Raw genomic sequence first — 18817 nt, 5'->3', positions numbered from 1 at the left:
CGCATGACTTCACCGACCACAACCCCGCTAGCCACAGGCGTGGCGATGCTCGGGCTCGGGGCGATGGGCAGCTCCCTCGCCGCCCGGCTCCTCGACGCCGACCACCCGGTGACCGTATGGAACCGAAGCGCCGGCCGCGACGCCGACCTGGTCGACCGCGGCGCACGGCCCGGCGCGACCGTCGCCGACGCCGTCACCGCGCACCCACTGATCGTCACGTGCCTGCTCCGACACCCCTCGGTGCACGAAACACTCGACCCCGTCGTCGATCAGCTGCGCGGCAAGACACTGGTCAACCTCACCACGACCACCCCGAACGAGGCGCGCGAGACGGCTGCCTGGGCCGCCGGGCACGGGATCGACTATCTCGACGGCGCGATCCTGGCCGTGCCCGCCATGATCGGATCACCCGGCGCGCAGGTCTTCTACAGCGGCTCGCGGACTGCCTTCGACCAGCACCGTGACGTCCTCGACACGTGGGCAACCAGCATCTTCGACGGTTCGGATGCGGGTAGGGCGTCGCTGATCGACCTTGCCCTGCTGTCCGGGATGTACCAGATGTTCGCCGGTTTCCTCCACGGTGCCGCGATGGTCGGTTCGGAAGGTATGACCGCGACGGACTTCGCTGCTCGCGCGATCCCGTTCATCAGTGCCATGACCGGCGGTTTCACCGGCTTCGCGCAGGTCGTCGACGGCGGCGACTACACCGTTGCCGGCCAGCAGAGCCTGGACTTCTCCGATCTGTCCTACATCGTGCGCGCCAGCGACGAGCAGGGCGTGAACCCGGCGCCCCTCGCCGCGGTACAGGCGCTGATCACCCGGCAGATCGCCGCCGGACATGGCTCCGAAGGATTCGCGCGGATCTACGAGAGCTTCCGCGCGTCCGAGGTGACAGTCGGTGGTGGCCGATGAGCGCCGCACCGGTCACCGTGATCGGCCTCGGTCCGATGGGCCAGGCGATGTCCAGGACCCTGCTGCGAGCCGGGCACCAGGTCACCGTGTGGAACCGCACGCCGAGCCGCGCCGACGACCTTGTGGCGGCCGGAGCGCGGTTGGCGGCATCACCTGCCGAGGCGGTAGCGGCCAGCGAACTCATCATCCTCAGCTTGACCGATTACCAAGCGATGTGGGACGTCTTGGCCGACGTCGGCGCCTCGCTGACTGGACGCACGCTCACCAACCTCAGCTCGGACACACCGGACAAGACCCGCGAGGCGGCAAACTGGGCATCTTCACACGGTGCATCGTTCGTGACAGGCGGCGTCATGGTGCCCGCCCCGATGGTGGGTACCGACCTCGCGTACATCTACTACAGCGGCGACCAGCGCGGCTTCGAAGCGCATCGCAACACCCTCGCCCACCTCGGAGATCCACGATTCCTCGGCGATGACCCGGGCCTTGCCCAGTTGATGTACCAGGCGAACCTCGACGTCTTTCTGACCACGCTCGCCGGATGCGCACACGCCATAGCGCTGGCGGGCTCGGCGGGCATCGCAGCCGAGATGTTCCTGCCTGGGGTCATGCAACTGATCGCCGCGATCCCCGACATGATCGCCCCCGGCGGCACCGTTGCTCTCGGTGCTCGAATCGACGCCGGCGAACATCCCGGCACGGGCAGCAACAACATCATGATGGGCGCCACCGCCGATCACATCCTCGCCACCACCGAGTCGGCCGACATCGACACCGCACTCCCCAAGGTGGTGCAAACGCTCTACCGCCGTGCCATCGACGACGGACACGGCACCGACGGCTGGACCCGCACCATCGACGCAATTCGAGCCCGCAAGGCAAGTACATGAGCGCCGCACACAGGAATGCACCGCTCCGACGGTGCCAACACCGTCCGATCGCACGCCGGACCACCGCACCCTCGAAGATCGCCTGCGAGCCGTCACCGGCGATCCACGCCTGATCAGCGATCCACGCCACCAACTCCGGCTCCGCGTCAGCGAACGGCACGGGCCGAGACGTTACCGAACGTTGCCGGGCAGTAATTCGGTGATCAAGTCCTGCACGAGTTTCCGGATGTCGTCGCGGATGCGGCGGACCGCGTCGAGGTCCTGTCCGGCCGGGTCGTCGAGTTTCCAGTCCCGGTAGTCGACGCCGGGGAAATAAGGGCAGGCGTCACCGCAGCCCATGGTGATCACGACATCCGAGGTCTGCACGGTGTCACCGGTGAGGACTTTCGGTGTGCCGGTGGTGATGTCGATGCCGATCTCGGCCATGGCCTCGATCGCGATCGGGTTGATCCGGTCGGCCGGAGCGGTGCCGGCGGAGCGGACCTCGATGGCATCGCCGGCGAGGGCGGTGAGGAAGCCGTGGGCCATCTGGGAGCGTCCGGCGTTGTGGACGCACACGAACAGCACGCTCGGGCGGGTGGGCACGGAAGTCATCGGTTCGGTGGCACTTTCGGTCGGCGCGGCAGGACGCGGGGTCACGACGGGATTCCGGACGATGCCGTCGGGACGGCTCCGGCGTTGTGCGGGAAGCGTTTCCGCAGGGCGAGGGAGACGTGGACCAGGCCGACCAGGACGGGAACCTCGATCAGCGGGCCGACGACCCCGGCCAGGGCCTGGCCGGAGGTGGCGCCGTAGGTGGCGATCGCCACGGCGATGGCGAGTTCGAAGTTGTTGCCCGCGGCGGTGAATGCCATCGTCGTGGTCCGTGCGTACCCGAGGCGCAGAGCGGCGCCGAGGGCGTAGCCGCCGCCCCACATGACCGCGAAATACACCAGCAGCGGGACGGCGATCCGGGCGACATCGCCGGGGTGAGCGGTGATCTGGTGGCCCTGGAGGGCGAACAGGATCACGATCGTGAACAGCAGCCCGTACAACGCCCACGGCCCCAGCCGGGGCAGCAGCCGATTCTCGTACCAGGCACGGCCTTTCGCGCGCTCCCCGGCTCGGCGGGTCGTATACCCCGCCAGCAACGGGATACCGAGGAAGATCAGCACCGATTTCGCGATCTGCCACGGCGACGTGGTGATGGTGGTGCGGGCCAGGTGCAGCAGGCCCGGCAGCACCGACAGGTAGAACCAGCCCAGCACCGCGAACATGACCACCTGGAACACCGAGTTGATCGCGACCAGCACCGCGGCGGCCTCGCGGTCGCCGCAGGCCAAGTCGTTCCAGATGATCACCATCGCGATACAGCGGGCGAGCCCGACGATGATCAGCCCGGTGCGGTACTCGGGCAGGTCCGGTAGCAGCAGCCAGGCCAGCGCGAACATCAGCGCGGGCCCGATGACCCAGTTCAGGATCAGTGAACCGGCCAGCAGCCTGCGATCGCCGGTGACGCTGCCGAGCCGGTCGTAGCGGACCTTCGCCAGCACCGGGTACATCATGATCAGGAGCCCGGCCGCGATCGGCAGTGAGATCCCGTCCACGGCAACCGAACTCAGCCGGTCGCCGAGTCCGGGAATCGCGCGGCCGAGCAGCAGCCCGGCGGCCATCGCGACGCCGATCCATACCGGCAGCAACCGGTCCAGCATCGGCAATCGGACCGCCGCCACCGGTTCGGTGGTGCTCGTCACGCGGTCTGTCCGGCGCAGCAGGACTGCTCGGGCCCGCAGCAGGTCTGCACGGCGTCGATCTCCAGGAATTCCGGTGCGGCGCCGAAGGTCTCGCTGTCGGCGAGCACGGTGTAGACCTCCCAGCGCTCGGCGCCGGGCCCGGTCACCCACACCTTGTCCTGCGTGGCGAAGCAACACGTGGTGGCCATCTGCTCCTCGGTGAACAACCCCGCCTCCGACAACCGGGCGATCTCACCGTGTACCTGCCGTGAGGTCTCCACCTCGACACCGAGATGATTCAGCGTGCCACCCTGACCGGGATTCTCCAGCAGCACCAGCTTCAGCGGCGGCTCGGCGACGGCGAAGTTCGCGTAACCGGGCTTGCGCTTGGCGGGCTCGACGCCGAACAGCGCGGTGTAGAAGGTGACGGCCCGATCGAGGTCGTCGACATTGAGGGCGAGTTGCACACGCGACATTGGTCAACCTCCGGTTGTGAGACATATGTCGAAATACTGACGGTGTCGAGTGTGCCACCTTTTCGACATAAGTCAACGCTGCGGGTAGGGTCGGAACCATGCCCAAGGCGCTCCCGGTGATCGACATGTCCACCCCCGTGTGCTGCGCGCCCGTCGCCGCCGGTCCGGTGGACGACGACGCGGCGCTGGAGGTCGCGCTGCGCCTGAAGGCGCTGGCCGACCCGGTCCGGGTGAAACTCATGTCCCTGCTGCTGGCCAGCCCGCTGGGCGCCGAGAACGGCGGCGACCTGGCCGCCGCGGTCGGCCTGTCGGAGTCCACGATCTCCCATCACCTGAAGGTGCTGCGCGAGGCCGGGCTCACCGACTCCGAACGTCACGGCATGAACACCCTGCACCGCCCCCGCCGCGACGCACTCACCGCCCTCTGCCGCGTCCTGGACCCCAACTGCTGCCCCTGAATACGCCCGGCGCACACCAGGATCCGCCGGCCCCGGCGATCGTCTCCCTGCCGAACTCGCACGGTGCCGACAGTTGGTGGTCGCCCACATGTGCAACGATCCCTACAGTGACCCGGCGCTCCGGTCGCGATTCGCTCGGGTGCGGCGGCCGGTGACCGTTGGCGACAAGGAGGGACGACCGTGACCGGCGAACGTACGGTACTGATCACCGGGGGGACCGGCAGTCTCGGGTATCGCGCCGCCGAGGCGATTCTCGCCGCCGATACCGGGTCGCGGGTGGTCGTCACCGGTCGCGGACCGGACGGGGTTCGGGAGGCGGCGCGGCGGCTGGGTGAGCGCGCCGTCGGGGTGCCGCTGGAGTTGGCTTCGCTCGCGGAGGTCCGGCGGTTCGCGCGGGGGTTCGGGGCGCTGCGGCTGCCGCCGTTGCGGGCGATCGTGTGCAATGCCGGTGTGCAGATCGTGTCCGGGACGGTACTGACCGTAGACGGATTCGAGCAGACCTTCGCGGTCAATCACCTCGCGCATGTCCTGCTGGTGCGCGAGCTGTTGCCGGAGCTGGGTACGCCGGGCCGGATCGTCTTCGTGGCCAGCGACACCCACGATCCCGCCAAGCCGACCGGAATGCCGGCGCCGGCCTACACCACTGCCCGGGAGCTGGCCCGTCCGAGCGAGACCGGCGGTTCGCCCGGCGCGGTCGGGCGGCGGCGGTACACCACGTCCAAACTCTGCAATGTGCTGACCACGTACGCGCTGGCCCGGCAACTCGACACCGGTGCCGTACCGCCGCCGATCACCGTGAACGCCTTCGATCCCGGGCTGATGCCGGGCACCGGGCTCGGTCGTGACTACGGCGGGATTCAGGGTCTGGCATGGCGGTATCTGCTCCCGGCGCTCACCGTGGTGCCGGGTATCAATGTGCACACACCGCGCCGGTCGGGGCAGGCGCTGGCGCGGCTGGTCCTCGATCCCGAGTTGGCCGGCGTCACCGGCAGTTACTTCTCCGGGTTCCGGCGGATTCGCTCGTCCGCCGAATCCTATCAGGTGGCCACGGCCGAGGAGCTCTGGGCCACCAGTGTGGAGCTCACCGAAACCGCCTGAGCGACAGGCTGTTACGATGCCCGCGGAATCAGGCGGGGCTGTTCTCGATCATGGTGAGCGCGGCGGCCCGGAGCTCGGGCCGTTCGGCGGCGGCGTAGAGCTCGAGCAGGGCGATCTCGGCGATCATGGCGACGTACATCGTGGCGGTCGCGTGCGGGTCGGGCCAGCCCAGGACGGTCAGATCCGGCTCCAGTCGCACGGCGACCCTCTCGTTGCGTTCCTGCATGGCCTCGATGAGATCGACATCGGTTCTGGACTGCGCCAGAAAGGCTTTCGTCCCCCGGGTGTGGCGGCAGGCATCCAGGTAGGCGGTGGTGGCGACCCGAATCCTGGCCGCGCCCACCGGCATTCCGGCGACCGCCGCCAGCACCAACTCGGTCAGCTCGTCGTGGTAGCGACGGTGCAGGGCCAGCACGTACTCTCGCCGACTCGGAAAGTGATGGTAGAAGCTGCCTTTGGCCATTCCGGCCGCCTCGACGACGGCGTTCACCGACAGTCCGCGCAACCCGGAGCGCTCCGCCGTCTCCGCGCCCGCGGTGAGCAGGGCGTTGCGGCCGGGGTCTGCGGGACGGGGCATGGCTGTCAGTCTGCCAAACCGGTGGCGTGCGCGCGGTGCGCCCCCTAAGCTATGACCGACCGGTCGGTCATAGCCGGTCGGGCGCAGGGAACGTATCGACGGGGAGGCTGTCCGTGCGGCGAGCAACGACGATTCTGCTGACTGTTTCGGCCCTGAGCGGCCTGTTCGCGTGCGGGCCCGCACAGGCGCGGCCGGAGTATCCGGTGCCCTACGGCTACGCGGCGGGAGTGGCGGCGCAGCTGGCACATCCGGGGACCGCCCCGCCGGGCGCCGACGACTGGTCGTGTGCCCCCTCGGCCGCGCACCCGAACCCCGTCGTGCTGCTGCACGGCTTCTTCTCCTCCGACACCGTCACGTGGCAGTCGGTGGCGCCCGCGCTGGCCGATGCGGGCTACTGCGTGTTCACCACCACCTACGGGCGCACCGTATCCGGTGATTTCGGTGGCATGGCCCGGGTCGAGGACAGCGCCGCCGAGATCGCCGGCTTCATCGATCGGGTGCGGGCGGCCACCGGGGCGGAAAAGGTGGATCTGGTGGGCCATTCCGCCGGGGCCGCCATCCCGTTCTACTACGTCAACCACCTCGGCGGGGCGGCGGCGATCGACCACTACGTCGGACTGGCCGCGCCCTATCACGGGTCCACCCTGAGCGGACTCCAGGAGGTCGCGCGGCACGCCCCGGACCTCCCGTGGACCGCCGCGGCGTGCGGAAACTGCGCGCAATTGGTCACCGGCGCACCGTTTCTCGCCGAATTGCACGCCGATGCCGCGGCGGCCCCGGACATCCGGTTCACCGATATCATCACCCGCGACGACGAGGTCGCCACCCCGTACACGACCGGCCTGCTGACCGGACCCAATGTCCGCAACATCGTGGTGCAGGACCAGTGCCCGGGAGATGTCAGCGATCATTTCCAGCTCCCGGGCGATCCCGCGGTGGTGGAGGATGTGCTCGAGGCTCTCGACGAGACCCGTCCCCACGCCACGATCTGCTGAACCTGGGCAGGTTCAGCAGAAGGCGCCGTTGGGCAGGGGCGTGCCGTCGATCTCGTCCGCGCCGATGGCCCGCGCCTGGTAGGGTGCGGACGCCGTCCGCCGCGGCGGCCACATCCCGGTGCACCGGCTCCACACCATATGGGGCGCGGCAGGTGGCCGGCGGGCGAGGCGCGGTGGCGTCAGGTGAGCAGTTCGCGCAGGCGGTCGGCGAACTTCACCGGGTCCTCGGTGAATCCGCCGTGGCCGCCGGGGAACAGCACCGGGTCGATACCCAGTTCGGCGCCCAGGGCGCGGGTGGCGCGGTCGCAGAACAGGCCGCCGGAGGTGTCGCCGATGCCGAGGATCAGCCGGGTTCCGGTGGCGCGCAGGGCGTCCAGGTCGGGCTGCCAGCCCGCGGTGCCCTGGAACTCGTGCAGGTAGAAGTAGCGGTCGTTGGCGATCTCGGCCTCGGTGCGCTCGCCGCCGAAGACCTGCTGGAAGATCGGCTCGGGCATGTGCATTCCGGCGAAGGCGAAGAATTTGCGGACGGCGCCCAGGGTGTCGCCGCTACGGAAGGTGTCGATGACATCCGCCTGGACGGCCCGCTGCTGCTCACGGTCGTCGAGCAGTTCCGCCAGCGGGGGCTCGTGTGCGACGGCGGTGTGCACCAGCTCCGGATTTGCTTGCAGCAGAGCAAGAGTCGTGATCGCGCCACCGGAGGAACCGAAGACCGTCGCGGGGCCGGTAGCGAGGTGGCGCAGCAGGGCGGCCAGGTCGCCGGCGCGCAGTTCCGGGGTGGAGTCGCTGTCGGGATCGTGCAGCACGCTGCCGAAATGGCCGCGCGGGTCGGTGGTCAGCACGGTGTGGCTCTCGGCGAGGGCGTCCGCCACCGGCGCGAACGCCGCCGCGTGCATCGGCGAGCCGACCAGCGCGACGAGCGGGCCGCTGCCGCGTAGTTCGTAGTAGAGACTGCCGTCCGGGACGGCGAGCGTGCCGGTGGTGACGGATACGGTCATGGGTCCTCCGGGAGATAGATCGAACATCTTCACGACAATCGACGCCGCCGGAGCGCGGAACTCATCGGCGGCCGCCGAGTCCAGCATGCCTCGGCGGCACTGCGGGCTGTCGGGCGGAATCTCCCGCGGGCGGTCGGGGGCCACCGGCGCAGGCGGTCCGGGATGCGCCACAGGCGGTTCGAGGGACTGCCGTGGCGAGCGCATCGCCGCAGGCAGTCGGAGGTATTGCCGCGCAGCCCGATTCGGCCGGCGGTGTGCTGTCGTCGCGAACCGGGCACCCCGCGGCGCCGATTCTCCTAGGATCGATTACACAACAAGATCTTCGAGTACAAGGGGTGATTCCCGTGTCGGACAGCGCGGCGATCGATCAATCGAAGCCGAGCATCGCCCGCGTCTACGACTACCTGCTGGGTGGCAAGGACAATTACGCCGTCGATCGCCAGGTCGGTGACTTCTTCGTCAAGGATCTGCCCGGTTCGGTGGGCATCGCGTACGCCAACCGGCAGGCGTTGATCCGGGTGGTCGGCAACCTCGCCCGCGACGGCGTGCGGCAGTTCGTCGACATCGGCAGCGGGCTGCCCACCGCCGACAATGTTCATCAAGTGGCGCAACGGAATTCGTCCGACGCGCACGTGGTGTACGTGGACAACGATCCGATCGTGCTCGCGCACGGTCACGCGCTGCTGGCCACCGACGACGACACCACCGTGATCCAGGCGGACCTGCGCAGGCCGCAGGAGATCTACGACAATCCCGAGGTGAAGCGGCTGATCGACTTCTCCCAGCCGGTGGCCGTGATCTTCAGCGCGATCCTGCACCACCTCAACGACGACGAGGAACCGGCCGCGCTCGTGCGCTGGTGGGTGGATCGGATCCCCTCCGGCAGTTACGTCTACATCTCACACTTCCGATCCGGGCACAACGAGGAGACCGCCGCCGCCGAGGAGAAGTTGCAGGCCAGCTTCGGCCGCGGCCGCTGGCGTACCGACGACGAATTGACGGCCCTGTTCGGCGATCTGGAGATCCTCGAGCCCGGCCTCACGGCCTGCTCGCATTGGCGGCCCGAGCCCAGCCCGGACGGGATCGACAAGATCGGCCCCGACGACCGGGATCTGACGCTGTGGGAGACCCTCATCGCCTGCGCACTGGCCCGCAAACCGTAACTCGCTTGCCGCACAGTCGTTCTCCGCGACCTCTACCATCGGAGAGATCCCCCAGCGAGGAGCCGTGCCGATGGTCTACCCGTATCCGCCAGGGCCGCCCCACAATCCGGGGCAGCCGTGGTCGTCGACACCCGGATATCCGATGCCGGGACATCCGGTCCCGGGTGCGAACCCGGGGGATCCCCGCGCCGTGCTGGGTGCGATCACGGTCGGCCTGGCCGCGGTGCTCTATGCCGTGCAGGCGATCTGGTACCTGATCGGCGCCCACAACGTCGACTGGTACCTGCTGCCGGTCGCCCTCACCGTCGCGTTCGGCCTGATCGGCGCGGTGTTGGTGGCGGTCCGGCCCGCGGCCGCCACCGGGCGCACGCTCGCCGCGGTCGGCGCCGGCGCGGTATTCCTGCAATCGGGTTCGAGTGTGATCAACACGCTGCAATATCCGGAGTACCAGGCGTTCTCGCGCGACGGGCAGTGGCTGTTCATCCCCGCGACGATCGTCGGCCTGGTCGCCGTCGTGGTGCTGGCCCTGCCCGCGGCGAAGCCCCCTTCGGCGCCCGCGCCCGCCCCGCTGTGGCAGCAGGCGCCCAGCTATCCATCGAATTACGCTGCCCCGCAACCGTATCCGGCACCACAGCAGTTTCCGCAGCCCGGCTATCAGCCGCCGGGGACACCGCCCCCACCGCAGTGGCCGCCCCAGCTGTAGGGCATTCCGGGAGCGCTGCCCGCCGAGCAACCGCAGGTCATGGCAGCCGGCCGAGGCGATGGCGGTGGCGGCCATCGCAGCCCGGACCGCCCGCGAGCGACCCTCGTCGCAGGCTCGCCGGGCGAGCCGGGCAGCGCGGCCCGATGTTCCCACGGCCGGACCGGCTTCCCGATTGACCTGCCCGCCCCGGCGGATCTACGGTCGGATCATGCACGGGCGGGTAGTGGCCCGCTCCACAGCGGCGTCGGAATGCGCGGCGAATCGCCGCCGCGGGGTGTCGGCTCGATGACGAAACCCGAACTCCCGGAAACTGATACGGAACGGCGCGAGCGGCAGGAGCGCATCCCCGCACCGCTGCACTGGCGAGCGGTGGCGCTGGTGGCCGCGGTGGTGGGTGTCGTCCATCTGGCGGTGGCCACCCGATTCGGCTGGCACCGGGACGAGTTCTACTACGTGATCTGCGGACGGCATCCCGATTGGGGCTATGTCGATCAGCCGCCGCTGGCCCCGCTGCTGGCCCGTGCGGCGGCCGCACTGCCCGGCGGCATGCTGCCGCTACGGGTGCTCGCCATCGCGGCGCAGGTCGGATGTGTGCTGCTGGCGGCGGTCCTGGCCGCGGAGTTCGGCGGCCGGCGGCGGGCGCAGGTACTGGCCGCCGGGGCGGTCGCGGCCTCGCCGGTGTTCGTCGCGGCCTCACTGCTGTTCGGCACCACGGTGCTGGACCAGCTGGCCTGGGCGGCGGTGCTGGTACTGGTCGCAAGGGCGCTGCGCCGGGGCACGGTCGGAGCATGGCTGGCCGCCGGGGTGGTCGCGGGGATCGGTCTCCAGAACAAGAGCACGCTGGCGGTGCTGCTGCTGGGGGTGCTCGCCGGACTGGCGATCTATCGGCGCGAGGTGTTGCGGACGCCGGGGCCGTGGCTGGCCGGTGGGCTCGCAGCGCTGATCCTCGCGCCGAATCTGGTGTGGGACGCCCGGCACCAGTGGGCGAATCTGCACATGGCACAGGTGTTGTCCGCGCAGCAGGGCGGCGTGCCCGGCGCGCTGGCCCAGCTGCCGCTGACGCTGTTGCTGCTGGCCGGACCGCCGCTGGTGGTGCTGTGGGTGGCCGGGGTGCGCCGGCTCGGCTCGGCGGCCGGGCGAGAACATCGCTGGCTGCTGGTGGTCGCGGTGGTGGCGGTGGTCCTCTTCACCGCCGGGGGCGGGAAGAGCTACTACGTCGCACCGGTGCTGATCGGGCTGTTCGCGGCCGGGGCCGTGCGGGCGGAGGAGCACGCGGACAACCGGGTCGCGTGGCCGGTGGCGATGGTGGCGTGCGGTCTGGCCGCGGTACTGATCGGCCTGCCGACGCTCACCCCGGCGGTGTCGAGTGCCCTGCGCGCGGTCGATCCGGAGCCGATGGAGACCTACGGCTGGCCCGGATACACCGATCAGGTGATCCGCGCCGCGGCCGGATTCCCTTCCGGGACACCGATCTTCACCAGCAACTACGGGGAGGCCGGGGCGCTGACCATCCTCGGTCCCGGTCGCGGGCTGCACAATCCGGTGTACAGCGCGCACAACAACTACCTGCTGTGGGGACCCCCGCCGGGCACCCCGGACACGGTGCTGTGTGTGGGCCAGTGGAATACCGCGTACCTGCACCGTTTCTGGTCGGATGTCACGACGGTCGCGCCGATCACGTTGCCGCACGGGCTGACCGACCAGGAAACCTCCCGGCACGCCGCGATCTACCTGTGCCGCGCACCGCACGGCACCTGGGCCCAGCTCTGGCCGGATCTACGTCACCTCGGCTGAGCTGCTCCGCAGTCCACTCACCGGCGAGAAGCCGCACGGAAAGTCGATCGACTACGGCCTGACCGTGCTGTCCGATGCCTGCGCCGACCCGGATCCGGAATTGCACCACCTGCTGACCACCCGGACCTCCGCCCGTCGCGGCGACGTGCTCACCGGCGCCGAATGGGCCGCCGGCCTCGGCGTCTGACGATCACACCTGCGCCTGCCCGCCGTCGGCGAAGAGTTCGGTGCCGTTCACGAAGCTGGCATCGGGCGAGACGAGAAACAGTGCGGCACCGGCGATTTCGGCCGGGTCGGCGACCCGGCCGAGCGGCACGTCACCGGCCAGGGAATCCAGCAGCCCCGAGTGCTGATCGTCCGGGACGAGGCCGAGCAGGCCCGGTGTCCGCGTCGGTCCCGGCGACAGCGCGTTGACGCGGATGTGGCGGTCGGCGAGATCCAGCGCCCAGCTGCGGGCGAAGTTGCGGACGGCGGCCTTGGATGCGGCGTAGACGCTGAAGGCCTTGCCGCCCAGCACCGAGGTCGTGGAACTCATCAGCACCACCGAGGCGCCGTCGGTGAGCAGCGGCAGCGCGCCCTGCACGGTGAACAGCGTGCCCTTGACGTTGGCGTCGAAGGTCTCGTCGTAGTGCTTCTCGGTGATCTGCCCCAGCGGCAGGAAGGACCCGCCGCCCGCGTTGGCGACCAGCGCGTCGATGCGGCCGGCGCGCTCGCGCACGGTCGCGAAGAGGGTGTCGAGATCGGCCACGCTCGCGGCGTCCGCGCGCACGCCGATCACCTCGCCCTCGATCTGCGCGACCGCGGCCTCCAGTGCGTCCGGCCGTCGGCCGGTGATGAACAAGGTCGCGCCCTCGGCGGCGAACCGCTGCGCGATGGCGAGGCCGATCCCGCTGGTCGCGCCGGTGACGACGGCGACCTTCCCGTCGAGCGTTCCGCTCATGATGCACTCCTCGCCGATTACGGAATGATTGTTCCCGAACTCGGCCCAGAGTATCAGAACGATCATTCCGAAACTGTGTATGCTCGACCACGTGGCCAGACCGAGAACCTTCGACGAAGCGCTGGTGGCGCGGCGCGCCCGCGAGGCGTTCCACGATCACGGATATACGGCGACCTCCGTCGAACAGCTCACCGCCGCGACCGGACTGCGCCGCAGCAGCCTCTACGGTGCGTTCGGCGACAAACACGGTCTGTTCCTGAGTGCCTTCGGCCAGTATTGCGACGAGGAGATGGCCGCGGTCCGCGACCAGTTGGCCGGTGCCGACGACGAGGCGTACGAGCGGCTGGGCCGCCACCTGCGGTCGAAGACCGCCGATCCCGCCGCCTCCCGCCGCGGCTGCCTGCTGGCCAAGGCCACCGCGGAACTCGCCGACCAGGATCCGGACGTGGCCCGGATCTCGGCTGCCGCCTACGACACCTACGAACAGGCCCTGACCGGCTGCTTCCGTGCCGCCCAGACCGCCGGGGACGCGCGCGGCGACCTCGATCCGCAGGAGGGTGGCGCGCTGTTGCTCACCGTCCTGCGCGGGATCGAGGCGCTCGGCCGCGCCGGCCGATCCGAACCCGCGCTGCGGGCGATCGCCGAGACGGCGATCACAGTGCTCGCCGCCGACCACCCGAAACCGGAGGAATGCCCGTGACCACGGACGGCACGCTGATCGGCGACCTGCTGCACCGCAATCTGCTCGACGTGTTCGATCAGCGCGACCGCAGCACCCGGCGCGCGGTGATCGCCGAGCTGTTCGCCCCGGACGCACGGTTCGTCGACCACGACGGGTCGGTCGTCGGCCACGTCGCCATCGATGCCGCCGCCGAACGGGTGCTCACCGCATTTCCGCAACTGCACTTCGCGGCGGCGGGCGCACCCTCGTCCGTCGGCGATCTCGGCCGCCTGGACTGGGAACTGCGGACCGCCGACGACGTGGCGCGGGTGCGCGGCACCGATGTCGCCACCGTCGCCGACGGCCGGATCACCCGATTGTGGACCTTCGTCGAACCGGTCGCCGCCGAGTCCTGACCCGGCAGTGGGTAACGACCGCGGCGTTGCACTGTACGCATGGCCGACGACCGGACGGCATCGCCCGCCGGGCCGTCGATCACCTCACCGGGCCCGAACGCGCCGACCTGGCGAACAGTACTGCGGCACAGCATGTTTCAGGCTCCGGCGCCGCCGTCGACCGGTATGATGGCGCCGGTGACCATCGAGGCGCGATCGCTGAGCAGCCAGGCGGCCGCCTCGGCGACCTCGCGCGGTTCGGCCATCCGGCCCAGCGGGATCAACGTCGTCAGATGGGCGACGATGCCGGGAGTCGCCGCCTCCCATTCCTCGATCATCTCGGTGGCGGTACCGCCCGGGGTGATCCCGTTCACCCGGATACGGTCGGCGGCCCAGCTCACCGCCGCGGTTTCGGTGATGCTGTTCAGCGCGCGCTTCATCGCACCGTAGGCGGGCAGCCGCGGATTCGCGCGGCGGCTGCCGATGCTCGAGGTGTTGACGATCGCTCCGCCGCCGTGCCGCCGCATGAGGGCGGCCTCGGCAGTCATGGCGGTCCAGTGCGCGCGGAAGTTCACGGCGAACTGCCGGTCGATATCCTCGTCGCTGGTGGTGTCGAGCGGGCCGGGCTGCTGGATCACCGCACCGTTGTTGAAGGCGCCGTCGAGCCGTCCGTGCACCTGCTCGACGCGGTCGACGGCCGCGCGGATGTCCGCGCGCTCGGCCAGGTCCAAGGTGACGGCGTCGGCCACGCCGCCGGCGGCACGGATCTCGCTCACCAGGTGGTCCAGCGCGTCTCTGCCGCGGGCGGCGAGCACGACGGCCGCGCCCTCCCGGGCGAACAGCCGCGCCGCGGCCGCCCCGATCCCCCGGCTGGCTCCGGTGACGAGCACGACCTTGCCGGTGAGCAGGCCGATGGACGGATATTCGATGGTCTGGGTCATGACGCCAGTGTCGGGCGGATCGCCGCACCGGATTCAGGCACAACCGGTACCAGGATCCGGGCCCACCCGAGGGGCACACTCGGAGTATGGACAAGCAGGAACTGGGAGCGTTCCTCCGCAACCGCCGCGAACGGCTCCGGCCCGAGGACGTCGGCCTCCCCTCGGGCCCACGCCGCCGGACACCCGGGCTGCGCCGCGAGGAGGTCGCGGTGCTCGCACACATCTCCACGGAGTACTACGTGCGACTCGAACAGGGCCGCGCCCCACGGCCGTCAGCCGAGGTCCTCGCCGGGATCGCGGGTGCGCTGCGGCTCACCGACGCCGAATCCGACCACCTGCACGTCCTGGCGGGCACCGCGCCGAGCCGCACCGGATCGCACCCGCGCGAGGTCCGGCCCAGCATCCTGGCACTGCTCGAGCGGCTGCCGCAGACGGCCGCCATGGTGACCTCCGCGATCTTCGAGGTGCTCGCCTGGAACGATCTGGCGGCCGCGCTCATGGAGAATTTCGCCGAGATCGCCCCGGCGGACCGCAATCTCGCCCGCCGGGCCTTCCTCGGCCCGGCCCGGCTCGGCTCCACCCTGTACGGGGTCTCCGACGTCGCGGCGTTCCGGCAGCACGTGGTGATGCAGCTGCGTTCGGCCCTGGCACGCTATCCGGCCGACTCCGAAGTGACCGGTCTGATCGGCGAACTGCGCACCGGCAGTGCCGAATTCGCCGAGCTCTGGGAACGGCACGACGTACAGCCCGCGGCGGTGCTCACGAAAACCTTCCAGCACCCGGTGATCGGACCGATCACCGTCGACTGCGATGCCCTCACCCTCCCGGACCGCGACCAGCACCTCGTCCTCTACAGCGCCCCGCCGGGCTCCCCCGACGCCGAGGCGCTGGCGCTGCTGAACGTCCTCGGCGCCGACGCTGGGGCATATCGGCGATGAGTACTCGGTCGTTCACCGTCGGCTCCAGCACGGCGGCGTGCGACCACGCGATCACCGCGAAGTGGTCGAACATGTTCGCGTAGTGGTCTTCCGGCGCCGCCTCGACCGGCGCGTACTGGCGGCCGCCGCTGCCACCGGCGTGCCGATCGGCATCCATCCGGAGGCCGGTACGGCGGCGCTGGACGTGCTGGAGGTGTTGTGCGCGGAGCACGGGGTGCCGCCGGGCAGTGTCGTGCTCGGACATCTGCATCGGTTCCCGGACAGCCGAATTCACCAGTAGGTTGCCGCAGCGGGTGCGTACGTGCAATTCGACGGGCCGGCGCGGGTCCACCACGGCACCGATCGGCGGCTGCCGGACAGCATCGCGGCGCTGGCCGACAGCGGTCACGCCGATCGCATCCTGTCCGGCGCCGACACGGTCACCACGGGAGTCGCCGCACGAATACCGCTCCGGCCACCGCCGCCGTGGCGGACGTCGGCGAGGTGACCGGTAGCGGGACCGGTGCCATGCCCACTCCGTGGCGGGACCGCTTCCGGCCACGGCACGGCTCGCCGCCGCGGAAATCAGCCGGTGACCGGGTGGACCTGGAGTGCGCAGGTGTCGATCGGCACGGTGAGGGTGCTGGTCTCGGTGCTGTCGGGCGGGGTGACCAGCAGGCTGGTGTACTGCGGGCAGCCGTTGCCGGCGGCGTCGACGGCGACGCCCTCGACGATCGCGTGGGCGAGATGGCCGGAATCCAGCCGGACCGGCGGCGCGGTGTCGTCACCGGCGGGCAGGCCACCCATGAAACCGCGCGGGGTGCGGGTGGCGTGCAGCAGCGGACCACCGGCACCGCTGTCGACGCCCGGATAGCCGGTCAGCGCGCACGGCGCGGCGGCCCCGACGAGCGAGAAGGTCAGCCGGACGCCGCGATGCAGAGTGGCCGGGGACATCTGCTCGGCGCCGATGATCACCGCGCCGGTGCCGCACGGGCCGAGCGACTGCGCGACCGAGGTGGCGACCGGTGTCGAACCCGCCGCGCTCGGTGCCGAACCCGCCGATCCCGGCGCGGCCGGTGGCGCCGACACCGGCGCTCCCGCGGTCGCCGCCGGCACCGAGCCCGGGGAACCGGCCTGTGGTGCGGCCGGACCGGGGCTACAGCCGATCAGCGCGACCGCCAGGCCACACAGAGCCAGTGCCGACCGGGTGTGCGAACCGATGCGCATGGCGTTCCGCCTCTCGCTGCGGTGAATGATTTTCACACTGTCTCATCGCGATTCGGCAGCCGGGCGTTTACGGATAAAGGACGGGTTGCGTATTGATTGCACATGTCATGTAAACGGTGATTGCCAGTGACCCGCACCACTCCGAGGGCTCCAAGTGACCTTGACCACATCTCCGCGCGTGTGCTTTCATGAGCACGACGCACTGTGCTGAACAGCTGTTCAGCAGGGGTGAGGAGTGTGGCATGAGCACATCCGAAGAGATCACCGACGGCAGCGAGGAACGCTCGGCGGGCGCCGAGATCAGGGGTTGGGTTCGCGGATATCTGGGCCGGCATCCGCTGGCGGCGCTGGACACCGTGGGTGGTCAGGTCGTGATGGGCGTGTACGCCGTCCGCTATCTGGTCGCCGACATCGTCACCGGGCAGTTCCCGTTCCGGGAGTTCCTGCGGCAGGCCGCATTCATGGCGAAGACCTCCTATGTGCCGACGCTGGCGGTCGCGCTGCCGATCAGCGCCACGCTCTCGATCCAGTTCGGGCTCTTGGCAGGTCAGGTCGGGGCGACCGCATTGGCCGGCGCCGCAAGCGGTTTGGCGGTGATCCGGCAGGCCGCGCCGCTGGTGACGGCCATGCTGCTGGCGGCGGCGGTGGGTTCGGCGATCTGCGCCGATCTCGGCTCGCGGGCGATCCGCGAGGAGATCGACGCCATGGAGGTCATGGGCGTCTCGCCGCTGCGGCGGCTGGTGGTGCCGCGGCTGGCCGCGGGCATCATGGTGGCGATGGGGCTCACCGGCGCCAGCTGTTTCGTCGGATTTCTCGCCGGATACCTGTTCAACGTCTACGTGCAGAACGGCACGCCGGGTAGCTTCCTGGCCACCTTCTCCTCGTTCGCGACGGTCGGCGACCTGTATCTGGCGATGGTGAAATCCGCGGTGTTCGGCGCGATCGTCACCGTGGTCGCCTGTCAGAAGGGGTTGAGCACCAAGGGCGGTCCGGGCGGGGTGGCCAATTCGGTGAACGCCGCGGTGGTCGCGTCGATCATGCTGCTGATGGTGGTCAACGTCGGCTTCACCCAGCTGTACACGATGCTGTTCCCGAGGACGACGCTGTAATGGCCACCCGCTATCGCCCGCCGCTGCTGCGGCCGCTGGCCGGGGTCGCCGGGATGCCGGCCGGACCGGTGATGCGGCTGGGTCACCTGGCCTCCTTCTTCGTCCGCGCGGTCCTCGCGATTCCGGTGGCGCTGCGCCACTATCGCAAGGAGTGCCTGCGCATCCTGTCCGATGTGACCTGGGGCAACGGCTCACTGGTGGTGGGTGGCGGCACGGCCGGGGTGGTGCTGGTGCTCGGTGCCGCCGCGGGCGGCATCGTCGGCATCGAGGGCTACAGCGCGCTGAAACTGCTCGGCATGGGCCCGGCCACCGGCATGATCGCCTCCACGGCCGCCACCCGGGAACTGGCGCCGATCATGGCGGCCATCGCCTTCGCCGCCCAGGCCGGGTGCCGCTTCACCGCGCAACTGGGGTCGATGCGGATCGCGGAGGAGATCGATGCGCTCGACTCGATCGCCATCCGGCCGATCCCCTACCTGGTGACCACCCGGCTGCTGGCCGCGGCGGTGGCGGCGGTGCCGCTGTATCTGGCCGGGCTGGCGATCGACTATCTCGCGGTGGAGGCGTTCGTGGCCATCGCCGGCGGGCAGTCCACCGGTACCTACGAACATTATTTCCGGTTGGTGCTGGCCGGACGGGACGTGCTGTATTCGCTGGCGAAGGCGGTCGTGTTCGTCGTCATCACCTCGACCATCCAGTGCTACTACGGGTTCTACGCCTCGGGCGGACCGCAGGGCGTCGGGGTCGCCGCCGGGCGCGCGATGCGCGCCGCGATCACGGTGATGATCTGCGTGAACCTGCTGATGACGATGGCGCTCTGGGGTTTCGATTCCGGCTCGAGAATCAGCGGGTGA

Annotated in this window: 24 protein-coding genes; 16 read left to right on the top strand and 8 right to left on the bottom strand. The window is 70.0% G+C overall.

Features of this window, described 5'->3' with window-relative positions; genetic code table 11:
• Nucleotides 1-3 precede the first annotated feature (3 nt).
• The gene (locus LBW94_RS05440) at nucleotides 4-912 is read left to right on the top strand and encodes an NAD(P)-dependent oxidoreductase (protein ID WP_225060769.1); all 909 of its coding nucleotides are present in this window, start codon (nucleotides 4-6) and stop codon (nucleotides 910-912) included.
• Entirely contained in the window at nucleotides 909-1802 is an 894-nt protein-coding gene (locus tag LBW94_RS05435) for an NAD(P)-dependent oxidoreductase (protein ID WP_225060770.1), read from the top strand. The genes LBW94_RS05440 and LBW94_RS05435 overlap by 4 nt, the downstream gene beginning before the upstream one ends.
• A 171-nt stretch (nucleotides 1803-1973) precedes the next feature.
• On the opposite strand, the gene LBW94_RS05430 is transcribed toward LBW94_RS05435, so the two are convergent.
• From LBW94_RS05430 to LBW94_RS05420, 3 genes are read right to left on the bottom strand one after another with little or no spacing between them, the layout of a single operon-like run.
• Nucleotides 1974-2396 (bottom strand): arsenate reductase ArsC, encoded by a 423-nt coding sequence (locus LBW94_RS05430; RefSeq protein WP_225060771.1) that lies wholly within the window; start codon nucleotides 2394-2396, stop codon nucleotides 1974-1976.
• 41 nt (nucleotides 2397-2437) lie between these two features.
• Entirely contained in the window at nucleotides 2438-3493 is a 1056-nt protein-coding gene (gene arsB, locus LBW94_RS05425) for an ACR3 family arsenite efflux transporter (protein ID WP_225060815.1), read from the bottom strand.
• Nucleotides 3494-3531: 38 nt separating this feature from the next.
• Complete coding sequence (locus tag LBW94_RS05420) at nucleotides 3532-3990, bottom strand: ArsI/CadI family heavy metal resistance metalloenzyme (RefSeq protein ID WP_225060772.1); 459 nt, start codon at nucleotides 3988-3990, stop codon at nucleotides 3532-3534.
• 98 nt (nucleotides 3991-4088) lie between these two features.
• On the opposite strand from LBW94_RS05420, the gene LBW94_RS05415 reads away from it, so the two are divergent.
• Nucleotides 4089-4448 (top strand): Rv2640c family ArsR-like transcriptional regulator, encoded by a 360-nt coding sequence (locus tag LBW94_RS05415; protein ID WP_225060773.1) that lies wholly within the window; start codon nucleotides 4089-4091, stop codon nucleotides 4446-4448.
• Between the two features lie 180 nt (nucleotides 4449-4628).
• Nucleotides 4629-5546, top strand: coding sequence for an SDR family NAD(P)-dependent oxidoreductase (locus LBW94_RS05410; RefSeq protein ID WP_225060774.1), 918 nt, complete (start codon nucleotides 4629-4631; stop codon nucleotides 5544-5546).
• 28 nt (nucleotides 5547-5574) lie between these two features.
• Here LBW94_RS05410 and LBW94_RS05405 read toward each other — a convergent pair whose 3' ends face one another.
• The gene (locus tag LBW94_RS05405) at nucleotides 5575-6123 is read right to left on the bottom strand and encodes a TetR/AcrR family transcriptional regulator (protein ID WP_225060775.1); all 549 of its coding nucleotides are present in this window, start codon (nucleotides 6121-6123) and stop codon (nucleotides 5575-5577) included.
• A 113-nt stretch (nucleotides 6124-6236) separates the two neighbouring features.
• Here LBW94_RS05405 and LBW94_RS05400 point away from each other — a divergent pair, with 113 nt between their 5' ends.
• Nucleotides 6237-7118 (top strand): esterase/lipase family protein, encoded by an 882-nt coding sequence (locus LBW94_RS05400; RefSeq protein WP_225060776.1) that lies wholly within the window; start codon nucleotides 6237-6239, stop codon nucleotides 7116-7118.
• 179 nt (nucleotides 7119-7297) lie between these two features.
• On the opposite strand, the gene LBW94_RS05395 is transcribed toward LBW94_RS05400, so the two are convergent.
• Nucleotides 7298-8113: an alpha/beta fold hydrolase gene (locus LBW94_RS05395; RefSeq protein ID WP_225060777.1), complete on the bottom strand. Its 816-nt coding sequence runs from the start codon at nucleotides 8111-8113 to the stop codon at nucleotides 7298-7300.
• A 344-nt stretch (nucleotides 8114-8457) separates the two neighbouring features.
• Between LBW94_RS05395 and LBW94_RS05390 the strand changes: the two genes are divergently transcribed.
• From LBW94_RS05390 to LBW94_RS05375, 4 genes are all read left to right on the top strand, one after another.
• Nucleotides 8458-9276, top strand: coding sequence for an SAM-dependent methyltransferase (locus LBW94_RS05390; protein ID WP_225060778.1), 819 nt, complete (start codon nucleotides 8458-8460; stop codon nucleotides 9274-9276).
• 70 nt (nucleotides 9277-9346) lie between these two features.
• Complete coding sequence (locus LBW94_RS05385; protein WP_225060779.1) at nucleotides 9347-9979, top strand: hypothetical protein; 633 nt, start codon at nucleotides 9347-9349, stop codon at nucleotides 9977-9979.
• A 285-nt stretch (nucleotides 9980-10264) separates the two neighbouring features.
• Nucleotides 10265-11773 (top strand): glycosyltransferase family 39 protein, encoded by a 1509-nt coding sequence (locus LBW94_RS05380; RefSeq protein WP_225060780.1) that lies wholly within the window; start codon nucleotides 10265-10267, stop codon nucleotides 11771-11773.
• A gap of 64 nt (nucleotides 11774-11837) precedes the next feature.
• A complete protein-coding gene (locus tag LBW94_RS05375; protein ID WP_255634913.1) occupies nucleotides 11838-11960 on the top strand; it encodes a hypothetical protein in 123 nt (40 codons plus the stop codon).
• A gap of 3 nt (nucleotides 11961-11963) precedes the next feature.
• Here the strand turns inward: LBW94_RS05375 and LBW94_RS05370 are convergent, their stop codons facing one another.
• A complete protein-coding gene (locus LBW94_RS05370; protein ID WP_225060781.1) occupies nucleotides 11964-12713 on the bottom strand; it encodes an SDR family NAD(P)-dependent oxidoreductase in 750 nt (249 codons plus the stop codon).
• A gap of 91 nt (nucleotides 12714-12804) precedes the next feature.
• Between LBW94_RS05370 and LBW94_RS05365 the strand changes: the two genes are divergently transcribed.
• Together LBW94_RS05365 and LBW94_RS05360 are read left to right on the top strand one after the other, a co-directional pair.
• Nucleotides 12805-13413, top strand: a complete 609-nt coding sequence (locus LBW94_RS05365) for a TetR/AcrR family transcriptional regulator (protein WP_225060782.1) — start codon at nucleotides 12805-12807, stop codon at nucleotides 13411-13413.
• The gene (locus tag LBW94_RS05360) at nucleotides 13410-13790 is read left to right on the top strand and encodes a nuclear transport factor 2 family protein (protein WP_225060783.1); all 381 of its coding nucleotides are present in this window, start codon (nucleotides 13410-13412) and stop codon (nucleotides 13788-13790) included. The genes LBW94_RS05365 and LBW94_RS05360 overlap by 4 nt, the downstream gene beginning before the upstream one ends.
• 137 nt (nucleotides 13791-13927) lie before the next feature.
• Here the strand turns inward: LBW94_RS05360 and LBW94_RS05355 are convergent, their stop codons facing one another.
• Complete coding sequence (locus tag LBW94_RS05355; protein WP_225060784.1) at nucleotides 13928-14710, bottom strand: SDR family NAD(P)-dependent oxidoreductase; 783 nt, start codon at nucleotides 14708-14710, stop codon at nucleotides 13928-13930.
• Nucleotides 14711-14796: 86 nt separating this feature from the next.
• Between LBW94_RS05355 and LBW94_RS05350 the strand changes: the two genes are divergently transcribed.
• The 3 genes from LBW94_RS05350 to LBW94_RS05340 all read left to right on the top strand — a co-directional run bounded on the left by LBW94_RS05350 (nucleotide 14797) and on the right by LBW94_RS05340 (nucleotide 16135).
• Complete coding sequence (locus LBW94_RS05350; RefSeq protein WP_225060785.1) at nucleotides 14797-15648, top strand: helix-turn-helix transcriptional regulator; 852 nt, start codon at nucleotides 14797-14799, stop codon at nucleotides 15646-15648.
• A 61-nt stretch (nucleotides 15649-15709) separates the two neighbouring features.
• Nucleotides 15710-15928: a hypothetical protein gene (locus LBW94_RS05345; RefSeq protein WP_225060786.1), complete on the top strand. Its 219-nt coding sequence runs from the start codon at nucleotides 15710-15712 to the stop codon at nucleotides 15926-15928.
• A gap of 21 nt (nucleotides 15929-15949) precedes the next feature.
• Nucleotides 15950-16135 carry a hypothetical protein gene (locus LBW94_RS05340; RefSeq protein WP_225060787.1) on the top strand — a complete coding sequence of 62 codons (186 nt, stop codon included), beginning with the start codon at nucleotides 15950-15952 and terminating at the stop codon, nucleotides 16133-16135.
• A 77-nt stretch (nucleotides 16136-16212) separates the two neighbouring features.
• On the opposite strand, the gene LBW94_RS05335 is transcribed toward LBW94_RS05340, so the two are convergent.
• Nucleotides 16213-16854 (bottom strand): DUF4232 domain-containing protein, encoded by a 642-nt coding sequence (locus tag LBW94_RS05335; RefSeq protein WP_225060788.1) that lies wholly within the window; start codon nucleotides 16852-16854, stop codon nucleotides 16213-16215.
• A gap of 242 nt (nucleotides 16855-17096) precedes the next feature.
• Between LBW94_RS05335 and LBW94_RS05330 the strand changes: the two genes are divergently transcribed.
• Both LBW94_RS05330 and LBW94_RS05325 read left to right on the top strand, forming a co-directional pair.
• Complete coding sequence (locus LBW94_RS05330) at nucleotides 17097-17963, top strand: MlaE family ABC transporter permease (RefSeq protein ID WP_225060789.1); 867 nt, start codon at nucleotides 17097-17099, stop codon at nucleotides 17961-17963.
• Nucleotides 17963-18817, top strand: a complete 855-nt coding sequence (locus LBW94_RS05325; RefSeq protein WP_225060790.1) for an ABC transporter permease — start codon at nucleotides 17963-17965, stop codon at nucleotides 18815-18817. The genes LBW94_RS05330 and LBW94_RS05325 overlap by 1 nt, the downstream gene beginning before the upstream one ends.

The sequence above is a fragment of the Nocardia sp. alder85J genome (assembly GCF_020176955.2).
Classification (GTDB): Bacteria; Actinomycetota; Actinomycetes; order Mycobacteriales; family Mycobacteriaceae; genus Nocardia.
This window is presented reverse-complemented; position numbering and strand designations above follow the sequence as displayed.